This window comes from Citrobacter sp. Awk 4 (genome assembly GCF_028069725.1).
Lineage (GTDB): Bacteria > Pseudomonadota > Gammaproteobacteria > Enterobacterales > Enterobacteriaceae > Citrobacter_D.
Window position 1 is genome coordinate 1 of sequence record NZ_JANEWG010000048.1, and the last position, 16008, is coordinate 16008.

The following is a 16008-nucleotide window of genomic DNA, read 5'->3' on the forward strand; positions in this document are numbered from 1 at the left end:
TATTTGTTGCATCTACAACTATCAATTTATCATCACTATCCATCGCTTTATGAACTATTTGCGCTGCCTGTTCAGAATTGTAATGTGAATTAACATACCAATTTGATTCTGTAACTTTGACTGCTACGCCCAATGATTTAATAGCTTCGTAAACTGCTGGATAGTTTTTAGTTTTGATCAAGTCATAGGTTACAAAAAGATTGTTAGCCATTTTATTCTCTCCAGAGATTCAAAAGAATAAGCGCCGCTATAGGCGCTTTGAGATGTTTTTATTTCTTAGCTTTCTTGGTAGGGATTTTGATAGTTTCAGTTACCGTAGTGTCAGGATGTCTTTTAGCTTCAATGGGCTTAACAAACTGACCAGTTATCGCAGAACGAACTACTGTTTTCTTAGCCATAAAACACCTCATCTTGGAGATAAAGAGTGAACTGCTTACCCTTTTAAGAATAAGGGACAAACGAAGCGGCGTCAAAGAAAAAACACCACATATACACATCATTTACAAAACAAGCGCAATATGTGGTATCTCCATGCGATTTACATCACAATCACCCCCCTGTGCTGCTCTGACCGCTCAAGGCTGACAAGGTGAGCGACTGTGTAAAACTGGCTTGTGAGGCTCTCGCCTGGAAATCAATGTAATCGCTCAGCCTTGAGCTATCGCTGGCGATAGTTAGCGGAACAGACGCTTCAAGATTGAGATTGAATACAGGTGCAAGATTGTACGCTGGCGCACTATTGGTGCTGGTTAGGGATGATATAGCAGAATCACGAAGCGCTCCCCCTTTCAGAGAATCACCATTCAGGCCGTATTGTTCTACCGCTGTCCCTGTAGGCTGATCATCTATCCCTAACCAACCTTTAACGGCATGACCTACACTACGGCTGTCCCACCCTGTCTTGTCCTGCACCCAATCGGCAGCACTGTTGGCACTTCCTGTAACAGCACCATCATACAAACTCTGTGCCGCTGGCTTATCGCTACCAGTGAACCATTGAGGGAAACGTTCTTTCAGCCCTGCATTGATATCACTCACAACACTGGAAATCTCACCCACAAACCCAGTGATTTCTTTCGAGAGATTGCCTAAGCCCTCTCCAAGCATTCCCGCCGCTTCGGTGATAATTTTGGTTTTCCTTACCAGATCGTCGCCCCCATCGGCAAAGCCTTTCATCCAGCCTGTAAACAACTGATTGTCTATTCCATTCATCAGATTACCCATAGCAACACTCAAATCGCCATACTCATAAACCTGCTTGATCATTTCGTCGTTCAGCGTCTGACCGGACTCAATGAGAGTTCTTAGCGTCTTGTTATACTCTGCACCGTTGTTCATGAACATATCGGTGTAGTGCATCAGGTCATCACCTAAACTCTCAATCAGCGTACCAATCTGAGCCTGTGACATACCACGGCGTTGCCCTTCATTCACCGTAGCTTGAACAAAATCGAGTGGTGAATCTTGGAACTTGGAAATCTGATCCTTACTCCATCCAAATTTGTTCATTATCGACGTAATGCCACCATCCCCACCCTTCCATTCGCCATTCTTCATTTGAGCATCGTTAACAGTCATGGCGAGGCGTTCACGCACATCTTTCATGTTATCGACGGCTTTTGAGGTATTAGCTGAATCAACACCGTGTTGCTGTCCCCATGCTACCATCGTCTTGATTGCATTAGGATTTGTCTTAACAAGATTGCTCATGCGTACCAGCTCCAGATTCTCATTCCCTTTGTCACGGATACGAGACAGGACACCAGCCCCGCCAGCAAAAGCAGCAGTAGCCCCGATTAACCCAGCACCACCGCCGATAATGCCGCTGATACCTTTTTCTTGAATACCCTTTGCAGCCCCTACATAGTCCGTGCGTTTAGCGTGTTTCAGTGCTGCCGCTTGTGCCTGTGTTGAAGCCGTCACTTTAGCTTGAAGAGCCGCCTCACGGCGCATAAGCGCTATGCGTTCACGAAGTTCATACGAGAGTTTTTGAGCCGAGATTTGTTGTGTACGGAATAGCTCTGTCTGCTGTTTGGCGAAACGGGCAAATTCCAGTTGTTTGAGCGGGTCAAGGCCATACTTCCCAGCAATGCCTTTCATTTGAAGGATGGCGGATCGTCGCTTCAGATCGGCTGTCTCGTTACGTTTGGCTATCTTAGCCGCTTCCCTGGCTTGCGCTTTCGCCGCTTTTTCTGCAATACGCTGTTGCTTCACGTCATTAGACGTTTTTGGTGTAGCCGCTTTAGCATCTGCAACCTGTTCACGCACTTTCTGGCGGCGCTGTTTTTGCATCTGAAAACGAATCTTCGGATCGGCTATTTTCTGGAAGTATTTTTGTAGGTCAGTGGCGGCTTTCTTTGCTTCTGCAATGCTTTGCTTGTCCACCACAAAGGAAACGGTCGTCTTAATTGAAGCGACGTTGATATCAAGCATCACCACCGCCTTGTTTATCAATAAAGAAATCTATAGCCTTTGATGGGGATTCGCCGTATTGGTACATACGCTGGCGCACTCCGTTATAACTCACGCCGTATATCTTGCAGATCTGAGCCAATGTTAATAGCTCAGTTGCATCGTTTATTTTCACTGTGCCTGATTTGGCACTCTTTAAGATTAGTTCCATTATTATTTACCTCTACAAATGAAAAAGGGGAAAGCGTATTTCTACACCCTCCCCCTCTCGTGATTTTCTCTTTAATCGGGATTACTCAGACAGAGATCCGAATACAATAGCCGTAGGGATATTGTTGATTGGTAGGAAGCTGGATTCCGTCGCAATAGATGGGAACTGCCATTTAGCATCGGCAATCACATATTGGTGATGCAATGCGGCCTCTTTGCCTAATGTCAGGTGACGCACTCCGATCCCAGTGTGAAGAACAAGCGCGTTAGCACTGTCAGACATACGAGGAATGACGGCGAACCCGTCCACACCGATTTTGTCAGTGATCAGACTATAACCAGAGATATCACACACCGTGACACCGTTCAGAGTCCAAACTTCATAAGCCGGATTCTCGTCTACGACTCGCGTGTAGAAGTTGTCGCTGGCGTTAACGTTCAGCGTGTACACCATAAAATCTTTGATAGAAGGATGGTAGCGAAGTGCTTTAGCAGCAGCGCCAGCAGCCAGGATCACAACACCTTGTTTCTGTTGTGCCAGCCCTTCACCAAGCGCCACATTCTGAATACGAGTGATCTCGCTCAATTGCTCGAAGATGTTCGCCGTGTCGCTCACGTCGAGGGTGTATTCTGTGCGACTACCGCCAGCGAGGAAATCAAGATCGCCCTGTCCGGCAAACTCGCTATCAACACGCAGACCAAGCAGAGCGTTAACCAAATCCACTTCAACGGCGTTATTCGCCATACTGTATTGTGAGTCTGAGAAATCGCTCAGAGCAATACTTACCTGATCGGCAATATCACTAATGCCTCTTGAGGCGTACTGCTGGAGATCTAAACTCGTGACACTGTTCAGAATCCCGAAAAATTTCATCTGGTAGAGAGCGTTTGTAAACTCAGGACGCTGGGCGCTCGACCAATCTGATTGGGCGTATGGGCTATTTTCCTTCGCCACGAGATTTTTTACATCGGTTATCTTTTCCAGCGCAATTGTATTAACTGCGTGGTGTTCCTCTCGGAATAATCCGAGATTGGTAATGATAGTATTAAGTTGGGTACTGAAAGTAAACGGGCTTGAAAAGCTGTCGAAGATAGCACCACTAAATAAATCTTTTGCCATTGTTATTATTATCCTTGAGGTTATTACGTAGTGCGAAGCGCTACAGTGTCGAAGTCTGAGAAAGTGAAGCCGAGCGTTGCAAGCTGTGCCTGAGCTAATGATTCGTCCATAGAGCCAAATTCGATCCCCGCAAGGGATAGAATGACGTGTACAGGGGAAGCCACAATAAAGGCTTTGCTTCCTGCGCTGGCTGGATCTACCACCACGTAAGCGATATCACCGGGAGCGGCAGCTTTTGCGCCTGTAGCGGTTATGAGGTCGCCAACAATGAGAGATTCAGGAATACTGGATTCCACACGGATCAGCTTGTCCTGGAGAATGGGATCGCTTGTATAGGCAATTACCTTGTATCTGGCGTGGGAGTTATCCCCGTTTAATGTTTGAAACTGTCCAAACTGCATTATTATTTTCCTTGAGCTAATATTTTTAATCGTGCCTGTAATCCATCAAGCGGATTAGCAGGAGTGTTTAAGGTTTTGGTTATTGTCTGCTGTGAAGATTTCAACTCTTCAACTGAGCACCCTGCACATTTGGCAATGACTGAAAGCTGTTCATCCGTATAAGATGTTATTTCATCAGCCAGCTTGCTAATATGCTTCGTGGAATTCATCAGGAACATATCGTTCCTCCTAACTTATTTTGTTATGAACGGAATAAAAATAAAGCCAACGTGCTACAGTCGGCTTTATTGGTGCGGGGGAGTCTTAGGATAAACCCCGCTGATCACTATCAGGTGATTTGCTTTCACGCTGGCAGATGTGATCAATGGAATCTCAATATCACCACTGGATAGTAATAAGAGAATGCCAGACGTAACAAAGAAAAATCTTCGAGATTGTCTGACTACATTCACCCTAACGGAATGAATGGGAGTAAAGAGCAGGATTGCTCTTCTCTAAAATAATGTATTCTCATAGGAAGGATGAGAGCGCCGGATATATCCCCGGATCATCCCGGAACGGGCAGCGCTCTCCCCTTGTTAGACCGATATCAAGGAAAGTGAAACGACACATAACAATACCGTAAGAGAGAAGTAACGATTTTAGAGAAGAGGGCTAATTGCGTAGCCATCCTCTCGCCTGGAGCTACCAGGGAAATCTATAAGGAGGGAACCCATAGAAGAAGCGGAGAAGTGAGTTTTATATCACCTTATTTTTAGTATAACCGATTTCGTTATGAATGTCAAGAATAATTATCATTCTCATTTAAATTTTTTCAGTTTCACTAACCTGAGCTTCTTCGGTCATCCCCTGCACCAACGCTTCTAAATCCTGCTGACAATCGACAATCAGCCTTGCCACTCGTGACACTTCCCAGAGCACGTCCTGATCGGTGTGTAAGGCTTCTGTAGCCTCCACTGTGGCAATAATCCCATGCAATGCCACCGTTGACAGCTCAAGCAATTTTAATGCCTCTGAGAGGCTCTCAGGCGTTTCTTCGCGGTATGCGTCTGTAGCTGCGTCCAGCATCGGAATAATCAGACTATCGTGTAATTCTTGAAGTGAATCATCAAGCGCCGTTATTTTCTCTTCATCTGTCAGATAAGCATCATTGGTGATTGTTTCGATCTCTTCGTAATACCATTGGCAGCATTTAACGTGCTGCGCGAATCTTTTTGTTTGTGTTGTCTGTGTGTCCATTAATCGTGTGTTTCCTTTTCATCGTGAAAAATAAAATCAAAATCGGCGGTGTGACCACTCAGGCCGTTGGTTTGTGAATAGCCGACATAATCGGCGTAATGTTGAAAACCCAATACTTGCCAATGCTGGAGATTTGAAGAATCAACTTGGTATTCACGGCGGCGGCGTGGCTTGTAATAAACGTTGTCCGTTGACGATAGAACATCCTGCAATAGTTCAAACTCTGATCCGGTTGGTACTACTGCGGGATATTCTCGAACTATGGTTATTAACTCGCCTGGAATAGATTCTCGTGAATAATTTTTTAGCGTGGTGGTGAACTTCTTTTTATTAGCTCTTATTGTTTTTCCGATTCTAACAATGTTACTTCGCTCTTTTTTTCCCATTTATTCCTCGTAGAGGGAAACTTCCGTGTTTTCTCGTTAATGTCCATACTGCGTAAAATGCAAATAACCAATACATAGCGATGATCATAAAAGTTTCCCTATTGTGTGTTTAGAAATTAGAGTAGATAAATTCTACATTGTCTCGTTCGATGTGTTTCAGCGTGAATGATAGATAATGGCTTTCATCGTCGATATCGATCACACCAATGTTGCGCAGCGCACGAAGCCAGAATCTGATCCCGTTATCACTTACACTGGATTTATCAGATAGCTCTCCGTAAGAAATTTTAGTTTTTCTGCCCTTCCAGAACCAGATAAGCGCATAATAAACGCCCTTCCCGCTATCGTTGATCTGTATCTGGTTTGTGTTGTTCAATTTTATGTATTGTATCAATTAGTCCTCCTGATTAGTTCCAGTGGCGTTGTATTGTGGCGATCCCTTTCTTCATTAGTTCAGCCGTTTGTCTTTGGGTCAATCCTTTGGATTTGTGTTCCTGTACTTCTTTACGGGTGTTGTTACCTTTAACTTTCTTTCTCACTTTCCCAAATTTCAGACATTCAATCTTTGCTCCAGGGAAATAATGCTCTTTGATGTATTCAGCTGTTGCCAGATCCGGTACTACGAACACCAGAGGGTGATCAGTGTCAGCATTACGGATAGATGTACGGCTAATAAACTGGTAGCACCTTTCATAATTCATCGCGGAGCGTTGCTTCTGTTCAAATTCTTCAACATTCCAGCCGTTAAGCTCCGCATACTGCCGCCATTTACCTTGGAAATCTTTATCAAGATTACTGCATCCGAGAAATACAGCATTGTGTATGTGCTGGTAATGGTTCAGGCCATAGGAAGCCATTGAAACACGGATACCACGGGAAGCATCGGTAAGAATTTCATCCCCTATCGTAGTAAACTGACACAGGGATTTATCTCTGTTGGTAGCGAAGATAAATTCACCAGGCACGCGCTGGATGATTTCCTGGAGATGTTCGTGAAACACCTTCTGTAATGCTGTCAGGGTGCATCTGTTTTCACATACGGCGACCAGGGAGATCGGTACACGCTTATGTTTACGTCTTTCAAGTGGCGGCTGTAAATCTTCACCAGCTTTCTCTACTTCGTATTTCGTCAGATGTTCAGCAGCCCAGACAAACAAACTTCGAGAAGAGCCAGCACCTAAGAGTGTGAGTTGTTCAGCCCATTCTACAGATCTGATAATTGGTGAAGCAGTGAAGGCGAACAGGTGTTTATTCTCTTCGTAGAGAAGTCCAGCACCCTGCATAATCGCCCAGAGCAGGCGCTTTAACTCAGCACCATTCGCCTCTGTTTCGTGCCAATAGTCGTAGAAATCTTCACGCTTATCCTCACTCAGGAATAACAATCCGTCCCGCTCTTCCAGCCAATCCAGGAATGGGAAATTTTGTTCCGTCCGTTTGGTATGCTGCACTTTGATGTAAGCGCCAAACATTGCATCAGGGATTTCATCAACAAAGATACTGAAATTACGGAGAAGGTTTTGAAGTTCCGTTTCAAGCGCTGCGCGATAGCAGTAATGAATGAAACATTGATGTGTACAGATAATAACCGAATGCTGGAAATCGTATTCCAAGGTGGAAATTAGGTGTCTTACCGCTTCTGTTTCGGTGTCCACATGGAAACTCTTCACCCGTCTGTCTTTTAGTTCTTCCCTCACCTGCCCACATAATTCATGTGTTGGCATCACGAGAAGAAAACGAGGGGGAATTGCTTCGGAATTTGTTAATAAACTTGACTTGATGTAGTGCTGTAACGTGGTGGATTTTCCAGATCCGCAAATTGCATCAACGAATTTTACTACGCGTTTCTTTTCTTTCATCAGTTTCCTCTTTTTGTAGGATAGTGTGTTTGACAATGGAGTTAACCAGGGCCGGAATACTTACACCTTTAATTGTGGCGGCTTCACGGAGCGCCTCGTAAACTTCTGGACTAAAACGAATGTTCATCATTAGTTAATTTCCTTACGGTGTTGGTCATAACGGGCGAGAGCGTCAGCGAACATTTTCATTCGGTCTGTATACTCCCTCGATTTTGCTGCTTGCATGGATGCGTAAATAACGTGGCGTTTCACCTTACCACTCACCAGATCATTAAAAACCTGGTCACTACTGAAATACTTCAATAACTACCTCCTTCGGATTTTGGATGCAAAAAGCCCCAGGCAGTTACCCCGCCCAGGGCTGAAAAGTTCAGAAGGTTTTCTCCCCTTCATACTTACCATAATACACTATTTTAATAACGTTTGTCAACCACCTACCATAAAATAAGTTTGTCGTCAACAATTTTTTCATAATAGGATAAGACGGCTTCTCAAGGAAGGGTATCATTTCCGGCTCTTCATGCGAGTGAGCCGATCTTGTAGCTACGCTACATCGCACAATGAACCTGTTAACACATCATTTTAATGATAAGCCCTTTTACATAATTTTGATGTGTTGAGATCGTAGGCTCACAATGAACCAGCGATCAGCGGGTGAATGTCGCATGAAAAAGTATCTGCTCATGCTCATCCTGCACAAAGATGTATGTTCGAGGAATACGAGAACATAAGAGAGATAATTAATAACCTTAATTTAATTAAGGGTAGTTAGTAGTTGGTTTGTGTCAGTGAGCGAAGCGAGCATGACAAATTATCTCTACAGGAAAATTTCTTCTCAACAATACTTTTCTGTAGAAGTCACTTTCATGCGCGTGATCAGCGCATACCAAATTGTACAGTCCACTTTATGGAGAATTAACCCTCCATCAATCCTGATTACGTGTTAATAGCGAATACTCGCCTCCATAGCGCCGGAAAAATCCCACGCTAATTACATTCTAAATACCCGCTAAACCCCAGGTAAAGCGATGCTTAATCTATTCTAAATAACCCGCCTGTAACGCCCTCTGAGCGCCTTTCTCACTTTCAAAGTATCTTTCATCACTTATACGAAAGCCTTACGCCGTGCGGCTCACAGCGATCATTGTCCACAATGAGCACTTTTATGATAGGTGCAATTTGCTTAAAGACTTTTTATGTTTTATCAAATTTATTTGAATATCGATTTTCCATGCCCAAACCCGCCAGTTGGTTAGCATTCTAATCATTTCATCATGCAATCAGTTGCAAGTGCATAAACTCCGCATAATCTGTGCATACAGGCAGGTTAGCGCCGCCCTCGCCTAACGACTCTACATTTATCACCATTAAATCAATGAGATAGATAAAAACCACACACAAGCATTGGTAGTGTGATGTTCCGCTGTTGCCGCTGTTCTTCGTGAAGAGTTGAGGATTTGGCAACGTTCAAACAGATGTTTAGACTTTTCAACATTATGATTTTGCTAAGATATTTCCAGTTTGTGCGAATTTCGAACAGGAGAATGTGCTTGTTCGCGCTGAACCCTGGACACAATCGCGCCATCTACCACACACAACACCGATTATTTTTTGATCACTTGCCTTGCAACTCACTGAAATTGATCATAATGTTTATTTCATTGGTTTAGATGTGTGACCTTGAAGGAGGGTAAATTGAACAGAGCAGTGGTGTTAGACGAACAGCAAGCTAAAGCGATCAGGGAATGGCTAAACGCTCATAACAAAAGCCTGATAGCTGACGTTACGTTAATGATGCAAGCCGCCGTATTGCGTGTGGGGGATGCCGTAGCTTTGCGCTTCGACGAAGTGATTAACGGAGAGATAGACATAGAAGAACAGAAGACTGGGAAGCGTAAAGCCCTCACCCTTCCGGCTCCAGTGGTGCAGATGATCGCTCGTCGCCGTGCTGAGTATCCGCATGATGTGCATGTGTTCAGAAGCCAGCGTAACCGATCAATGAACAAGCAAGCGCCTGTACGACGCGAAGAAGTGAGCAAGCAGATCGCAGAGGCCGCTAAAGCTATCGGTATTCATGGCACTGTATCGGCTCACAGTTTCCGCAAAGCTGGCGGGAATGCCATCTACAAGCGTTCAGCAAACAACATCGCTTTAGCTATGACCGTGCTTAATCACAGCAACATCACTGACACCAGGCGCTATCTGGACTTAGACAAGCAAGCCGTTAGCCGGATTATCAATGAAATGGATTTATGAGAATCGAACACTCAATTTGCAGACACTACAGTACCAAGCGTTTTGACCCCTCGTGACAGCAAACTGTTGCATGTGTCTTTTGATATTGCTTGTTTCATAACAATGAGGACAAAATGGTACTTCATCTCCAGCTTTCCAATAAACATTATCCTTGAAGATAAATGTCGATTTATCTTTCAGCTGATCTTCAAGCTGCTTATTTTTCTGTTCCGCGTCGAAAAGTAGAGTTTGTGTTGTTATCGCTTCAATCTTGGCGTTAGCAAGTTCGACCATTAGATTGGCTAACTCAAGTTTGAGCGTAGCCTTGTCCAGTTCATCGCTGTTATTTGCCAGCTTCTGAGTGATGCTTACCGCTTTATCAAGAATCCCTATAGCTGCCGCCGTGCTTGCCAATACTCCTGCCATAACCTCTCCTACGTACGTATCGATTCGAAGAATATGTTACTGCCGATTCCCTGCGCATACCAGTGTGGAGAAGATACCACAAGGATTCGCACACCACCTTCATCACATCACAATCAGAATCCACTTAAAATTCTTGAAATTATGTTTTAACATTGCAGGCGCTTCTAAATAAAACAATCATTCAGGATGATTTATATTCGTAAAGGTTTATTGGTGTTAGTGGCTTCAACTCTGCTTCTCTCTGGGTGTGCTGTACAGAAACAACTGGTTCCAACTGGTGGTAGCAAGGCTGATGGGACTGTAAAAATGAGCTACTCTTTCGGGATGTTCGAATCCCCTAAAGTGAACGTTCAGCAAGGCGCTCAAGCAGCAGCACAACGTTGCGCTGCATGGGGCTATTCTGGTGCTGAGCCTTTCGGTGGTTCAACTTCTGTTTGTTCTCAACCATCTTCAAGCGGATGTATGGAAACAATGGTCACTATGGAATATCAATGTACTGGTGACTTGAAGAAGTAAGATTCGGGGGGCGGGTTGCCCCCTTATTTTTTGGGATACGAATTTTCAGCAGTGACTAAATTTCATACTGACTTATCGTTGTACGTTCTTTAAAACAGGGATAAAATTAAGATAATTCGTAAAAAATGGATTGGTGCATATGGTTAAGAAAATCACTTTACTGGGCTTGTCGGTGCTTTTTGCTACACAAGTTGCCTTCGCTGAAAATTCAAACAATTGGATTGAAGTTACGACGAATAAAGACGGTGCTTTTTTAGTCAAGAAAGGCACGTTTAGAAATGTAAAAGGTGATTCATCTGCTTTGTTCATGTATGAAAAAACAGATAAAAAAGTTGAATATTACAAAATTAGTATGAAAAACACAGATTGCGACAATGGATATGGTGAAATAAAATTTTTCTATATGGACGGAAGTTTAGCTTTTAAAGGTGATTATGTGGCTGATGGAACCAGTGTTGGGGCTGGTCTTGGTGATTTTCTTTGTGGAGTAAGAATCGCGGCGGAAGCACAAAAAAGTTGAGGAATGGGGGCACATCCTACAAGAAATATGCCCTCCCCCCTTCATATAAATTTCCTCGCCTCTGAAACCAGCTTCATTTCAGCTTCTTCGATTGTCTTGCGTTCTAACCATAATTTACCCTCCGGCGTAGCCAGGAATTTACGAGCGTGTATCTTTCGGTTGTTACGCTTCGTGGCTGCTTGTGAGTTAGCTTTTGACATGTTATCCCCTCCGCTGAATATGCCAGCGTTCAACGTACAGTAGAGAGACAGTACAACGAAAGTTACAATGGTGCAGATAATAGATGACCATTACGTGCCGTGTTGGGCACATAAGAAAAGGCGGCGCGTAGCGCTTCCGCAGGGTGTAATCCCTTCGCAGGGAGGATAAAGCCTTAGCACGTTCTCTTATCAGGTGATCGTTATACTCCGGTGATCGAAACCGTGGCAGAGCCGGATTCTTTCCCGATCCGGTTAGTCTTCCCAACATTACGCCTGTTTATTCTCTGCAACGTCATCTCGACGTGTAGCATCATTGAGCGCCGCACGAAGCGCGGAACGTATCGCTAAGGGTTCAAGTGATGTGTTTAGAGAGTCCGGCAACTCTTTCAGCTTCAAGGGATGGCAAAATTTCTAATGCTGTTCGGGCTTGAGCCTGGTAACTACCCGCCATTACGTTGTACAATCCTTGAGCCGATACAACGCAAAGGCGTTTACCAAGTGTTATCAAGAATGATAATTGAAGATACAATCCGTTAGATTTTTTACGCTAAGTGATTGATTTTCTTAGATGGTGCCGATAATAGGAGTCGAACCTACGACCTTCGCATTACGAATGCGCTGCTCTACCAACTGAGCTATATCGGCCCTGATGAGGACATGTCCACAAGTGTGAACACGGGGTAGAAGGTTAAAACTAACCGGGCGATGCGTCAATGGCCTTGTGAATCAAACGCCTATTTTTGCATCACCCGGTATCATTTATGCACGAATGGTGTCGTCACCAATGCCAATCCACTTGTAAGTGGTCAGTGCTTCCAGTCCCATCGGACCGCGTGCGTGTAATTTTTGCGTGCTCACGGCCACTTCCGCGCCAAGTCCAAACTGTCCGCCATCGGTAAAGCGTGTCGAGGCGTTGACGTACACGGCTGATGAATCCACTTCGTTGATGAAACGATCGGCGTTGCGCAGTGTACGCGTCAAAATGGCATCGGAGTGTTGCGTACCATGTTCACGAATATGAGCAATGGCATCATCGAGATCAGTTACGATTTTGACATTCAGGTCCAGCGACAAAAACTCGTCGTCGTACTCTTGCGCTTTCACCGCCACCACGTTCGCCGGCCCCGCTTTCAGCAATGCCAGTGCCGCAGCATCAGCGTGCAGCGTAACACCGCTCTCCGCCATCTGTTGGCTCAGCGCAGGCAGAAAACGCTCCGCGATATCCTGATGCACCAGCAGCGTCTCTACCGTGTTACAGGTGCTCGGGCGCTGGGTCTTGGCGTTGACGATGATCTTCAGCGCCGGAGCAATCTCCGCGCTGTCATCAACATAGATATGGCATACGCCAATCCCGCCAGTGATCACCGGGATCGTCGCCTGTTCACGACACAGTTTGTGCAGCCCAGCACCGCCACGCGGGATCAGCATGTCGATATATTTATCCATGCGCAGCATTTCGTTCACCAGCGCACGATCCGGGCTTTCGATCGCCTGAACCGCAGCTTCTGGCAGACCGCAGGCTTTTAATGCCTGCTGAATCACCTTTACCGTTGCCGCGTTGGTGCGATATGTCTCTTTCCCGCCGCGCAGAATCGCGGCATTGCCTGTTTTCAGGCACAGAGACGCCACATCCACGGTGACGTTAGGACGCGCTTCGTAAATAACACCAATGACGCCCAGCGGTACCCGACGACGCTCCAGACGCAGGCCGCTGTCCAGCAAACCACCGTCGATCACCTGTCCGACCGGATCGGAAAGATGACAGACCTGACGAACGTCATCGGCGATAGATTTCAGGCGTGCAGGCGTTAACGCCAGACGATCCAGCATGGCTTCACTGAGGCCATTTTCGCGCGCCTGGGCAACGTCCTGCGCATTCGCACTCAGAATGCTTTCAGTTTGCGCTTCCAGTTCATCGGCAATTTTTTCCAGCACGCGGTTTTTTTCACGGCTGGAAAGCAGCGCCAGCTTATACGACGCTGCTTTGGCAGCAATACCCATTTGTTCCAGCATACGTCGACTCCTTAACGGGTGATCATGTCATCGCGATGGACGGCAACCGGGCCATATTCATAGCCAAGAATAGCGTCAATCTGTTGAGAGTGGTGACCCGCAATACGGCGCAGCGCGTCGCTGTTATAGCGGCTCACACCGTGGGCGATATCACGCCCTTCCAGATTGCAGATACGGATCACTTCACCACGCGAGAAGTTACCTGTCACGCTTTTAATACCTTTTGGCAATAACGAGCTGCCGCGTTCCAGAATCGCCGAGGAGGCGCCTTCATCAACGGTAATTTCACCGGCGGGCGGCGCACCAAAGATCCAGCGCTTACGGTTCTCCAGTGGAGAGGCCTGCGCGTGGAAGCGTGTGCCGACGGAAACGCCTTCCATCACATCGCCAATCACACCCGGTTTGCTGCCTGCGGCAATGATCGTGTCAATGCCCGCGCGGCAGGCCACATCCGCCGCCTGTAGCTTCGTGCCCATACCGCCAGTCCCGAGGCCGGAAACGCTGTCTCCGGCAATAGAACGCAGAGCGTCATCAATACCGTAAACGTCTTTGATTAACTCAGCTTGCGGGTTGGTGCGCGGATCGGCAGTGAACAGCCCCTGCTGATCGGTCAGTAGCAGCAGTTTATCGGCACCGGCCAAAATCGCAGCCAGCGCAGAAAGATTGTCATTATCGCCGACTTTAATTTCAGCGGTAGCCACCGCATCGTTTTCATTAATAACCGGGACGATATTGTTGTCCAGCAACGCACGCAGCGTGTCGCGGGCGTTAAGAAAACGCTCACGGTCTTCCATATCTGCGCGCGTCAGCAGCATCTGCCCGACATGAATGCCATAAATAGAAAATAGCTGTTCCCAAAGCTGGATCAGTCGACTCTGCCCTACCGCTGCCAGCAGCTGTTTAGACGCAATGGTCGCCGGAAGCTCAGGATAACCAAGATGCTCACGCCCGGCGGCAATCGCTCCCGAGGTAACGATAACAATGCGATGCCCTGCGGCATGTAGCTGCGCACATTGGCGAACAAGTTCAACGATATGGGCACGGTTCAGGCGGCGCGATCCGCCCGTTAGCACACTGGTGCCAAGTTTTACCACCAGCGTCTGACTGTCACTCATGATTCTCTGCCGTTCAAAGTGGGAAAAATGATATCAAACGAACGTTTTAGCAGGACTGGCGGCGGTTGCCAATAACCAGAGTACAAAGCATGAGACTTTGTTGAGCAGGATCAGCAAGCGTAGCGGCAATTTTTGACGTTTTTATTACTGCAATAATAAATCACGCTTTTTTAAAAATAGTCTTAGTTTGTCATAAAACCTTCATTGCTAAACGTTAAAAATCCTCCTGTTTTTTCTCGGGGATCGCACCCAGCGTATTTTGGCACGTTATTTAAATCAGGAAAGAAAATGAAAAAGAGTTCTCTGGCATTAATGGTGATGAGTATTGTTGCATCAGCATCCGTACACGCAGCAGAAGTCTTTAACAAAGACGGAAATAAACTGGATGTATATGGCAAAGTGAAAGCGATGCACTATATGAGCGACAATGACAGTAAAGATGGCGACCAAAGCTATGTGCGTTTTGGGTTTAAAGGCGAAACGCAAATTAATGACCAACTGACCGGTTATGGTCGCTGGGAAGCTGAATTTGCCGCCAACAAAGCAGAAAGCGATTCATCACAACAAAAAACGCGTCTGGCCTTCGCAGGTTTGAAATTAAATAATATGGGTTCCTTTGATTACGGTCGTAATCTTGGCGCGCTGTATGATGTCGAAGCCTGGACAGATATGTTCCCGGAATTTGGCGGTGACTCTTCCGCGCAGACCGATAACTTTATGACCAAGCGCGCCAGTGGTCTGGCGACGTACAGGAATACCGACTTCTTCGGCGTTATCGATGGCCTTGATATCACACTGCAATATCAGGGAAAAAATGAAGACCGTGATGTGAAAAAACAGAATGGCGACGGTTTTGGCACCTCTCTGACCTATGATTTCGGCGGCAGTGATTTCGCGATCAGCGGCGCGTATACCAACTCTGACCGTACTAATGAGCAAAATCTGCAAAGCCGGGGCACAGGTGATAAAGCAGAAGCCTGGGCGACTGGCTTAAAATATGATGCCAACGATATTTATCTGGCGACCTTCTATTCTGAAACCCGCAATATGACGCCTATTTCGGGTGGTTTTGCGAATAAGACACAAAACTTTGAAGTCGTTGCCCAGTATCAATTTGACTTTGGTCTGCGCCCGTCACTGGGATATGTCCTGTCAAAGGGTAAAGATATTGAGGGTGTGGGCGATGAAGATCTGGTGAATTATATCGATGTGGGCGCCACATATTACTTCAACAAAAATATGTCTGCCTTTGTTGATTATAAAATCAACCAACTGGACAGCGACAATAAGCTCGCGATCAACAACGATGATATCGTTGCCGTGGGGATGACCTACCAATTCTGATGCGTTGGCCGGATG

General features: G+C 46.0%; 19 protein-coding genes and 1 tRNA gene. 4 read left to right on the forward strand and 16 right to left on the reverse strand.

All coding sequences use genetic code 11. The features are described from left to right. From NNO04_RS17465 to NNO04_RS17515, 11 genes are all read right to left on the reverse strand, one after another. The coding region (locus tag NNO04_RS17465) for a hypothetical protein (protein WP_271445768.1) at positions 1-211 on the reverse strand (211 nt) is incomplete at its 3' end. Between the two features lie 58 nt (positions 212-269). Then, a complete protein-coding gene (locus NNO04_RS17470) occupies positions 270-398 on the reverse strand; it encodes a hypothetical protein (RefSeq protein WP_257394210.1) in 129 nt (42 codons plus the stop codon). 151 nt (positions 399-549) lie between these two features. Then, entirely contained in the window at positions 550-2433 is a 1884-nt protein-coding gene (locus NNO04_RS17475; RefSeq protein ID WP_271445769.1) for a hypothetical protein, read from the reverse strand. Continuing rightward, on the reverse strand, positions 2426-2623 hold the full coding sequence (locus NNO04_RS17480; RefSeq protein ID WP_162381648.1) for a hypothetical protein: 198 nt from the start codon (positions 2621-2623) through the stop codon (positions 2426-2428). Before NNO04_RS17480 ends, NNO04_RS17475 begins: the two co-directional genes overlap by 8 nt. Before the next feature lie 81 nt (positions 2624-2704). Continuing rightward, on the reverse strand, positions 2705-3742 hold the full coding sequence (locus NNO04_RS17485; RefSeq protein WP_271445770.1) for a major capsid protein: 1038 nt from the start codon (positions 3740-3742) through the stop codon (positions 2705-2707). Positions 3743-3765: 23 nt separating this feature from the next. Then, positions 3766-4143, reverse strand: coding sequence for a hypothetical protein (locus tag NNO04_RS17490; RefSeq protein ID WP_271445771.1), 378 nt, complete (start codon positions 4141-4143; stop codon positions 3766-3768). Between the two features lie 2 nt (positions 4144-4145). Continuing rightward, complete coding sequence (locus tag NNO04_RS17495; protein WP_271445772.1) at positions 4146-4361, reverse strand: hypothetical protein; 216 nt, start codon at positions 4359-4361, stop codon at positions 4146-4148. A 586-nt stretch (positions 4362-4947) separates the two neighbouring features. Then, the gene (locus tag NNO04_RS17500; RefSeq protein WP_271445773.1) at positions 4948-5382 is read right to left on the reverse strand and encodes a hypothetical protein; all 435 of its coding nucleotides are present in this window, start codon (positions 5380-5382) and stop codon (positions 4948-4950) included. Then, positions 5382-5768 (reverse strand): hypothetical protein, encoded by a 387-nt coding sequence (locus tag NNO04_RS17505; protein WP_271445774.1) that lies wholly within the window; start codon positions 5766-5768, stop codon positions 5382-5384. Before NNO04_RS17505 ends, NNO04_RS17500 begins: the two co-directional genes overlap by 1 nt. Before the next feature lie 407 nt (positions 5769-6175). Further along, entirely contained in the window at positions 6176-7624 is a 1449-nt protein-coding gene (locus NNO04_RS17510) for a DEAD/DEAH box helicase (protein WP_045148751.1), read from the reverse strand. Further along, positions 7590-7754: a hypothetical protein gene (locus tag NNO04_RS17515; protein WP_157848878.1), complete on the reverse strand. Its 165-nt coding sequence runs from the start codon at positions 7752-7754 to the stop codon at positions 7590-7592. The genes NNO04_RS17510 and NNO04_RS17515 overlap by 35 nt, the downstream gene beginning before the upstream one ends. Positions 7755-9319: 1565 nt before the next feature. Between NNO04_RS17515 and NNO04_RS17520 the strand changes: the two genes are divergently transcribed. Further along, positions 9320-9880, forward strand: a complete 561-nt coding sequence (locus tag NNO04_RS17520) for a tyrosine-type recombinase/integrase (protein ID WP_045148753.1) — start codon at positions 9320-9322, stop codon at positions 9878-9880. Here NNO04_RS17520 and NNO04_RS17525 read toward each other — a convergent pair. Beyond that, positions 9875-10285, reverse strand: coding sequence for a hypothetical protein (locus NNO04_RS17525; RefSeq protein WP_045148755.1), 411 nt, complete (start codon positions 10283-10285; stop codon positions 9875-9877). The two genes, NNO04_RS17520 and NNO04_RS17525, sit on opposite strands and share 6 nt — an antisense overlap. A 186-nt stretch (positions 10286-10471) precedes the next feature. Here NNO04_RS17525 and yecR point away from each other — a divergent pair, with 186 nt between their 5' ends. Together yecR and NNO04_RS17535 are read left to right on the forward strand one after the other, a co-directional pair. Then, the gene (gene yecR, locus NNO04_RS17530; RefSeq protein ID WP_071829443.1) at positions 10472-10801 is read left to right on the forward strand and encodes a YecR family lipoprotein; all 330 of its coding nucleotides are present in this window, start codon (positions 10472-10474) and stop codon (positions 10799-10801) included. Positions 10802-10940: 139 nt separating this feature from the next. Next, positions 10941-11321 (forward strand): hypothetical protein, encoded by a 381-nt coding sequence (locus NNO04_RS17535; protein ID WP_096981031.1) that lies wholly within the window; start codon positions 10941-10943, stop codon positions 11319-11321. A 41-nt stretch (positions 11322-11362) separates the two neighbouring features. On the opposite strand, the gene NNO04_RS17540 is transcribed toward NNO04_RS17535, so the two are convergent. From NNO04_RS17540 to proB, 4 genes are all read right to left on the reverse strand, one after another. Beyond that, complete coding sequence (locus NNO04_RS17540; protein ID WP_164474134.1) at positions 11363-11521, reverse strand: hypothetical protein; 159 nt, start codon at positions 11519-11521, stop codon at positions 11363-11365. A gap of 569 nt (positions 11522-12090) precedes the next feature. Then, a tRNA-Thr gene (locus NNO04_RS17545) sits at positions 12091-12166 on the reverse strand. Positions 12167-12280: 114 nt separating this feature from the next. Further along, positions 12281-13534, reverse strand: coding sequence for a glutamate-5-semialdehyde dehydrogenase (proA, locus tag NNO04_RS17550; protein ID WP_271445775.1), 1254 nt, complete (start codon positions 13532-13534; stop codon positions 12281-12283). Between the two features lie 11 nt (positions 13535-13545). Continuing rightward, positions 13546-14649: a glutamate 5-kinase gene (proB, locus tag NNO04_RS17555; protein ID WP_192611198.1), complete on the reverse strand. Its 1104-nt coding sequence runs from the start codon at positions 14647-14649 to the stop codon at positions 13546-13548. A 288-nt stretch (positions 14650-14937) separates the two neighbouring features. On the opposite strand from proB, the gene phoE reads away from it, so the two are divergent. After that, a complete protein-coding gene (phoE, locus tag NNO04_RS17560) occupies positions 14938-15993 on the forward strand; it encodes a phosphoporin PhoE (RefSeq protein WP_271445776.1) in 1056 nt (351 codons plus the stop codon). Positions 15994-16008: the final 15 nt, after the last annotated feature.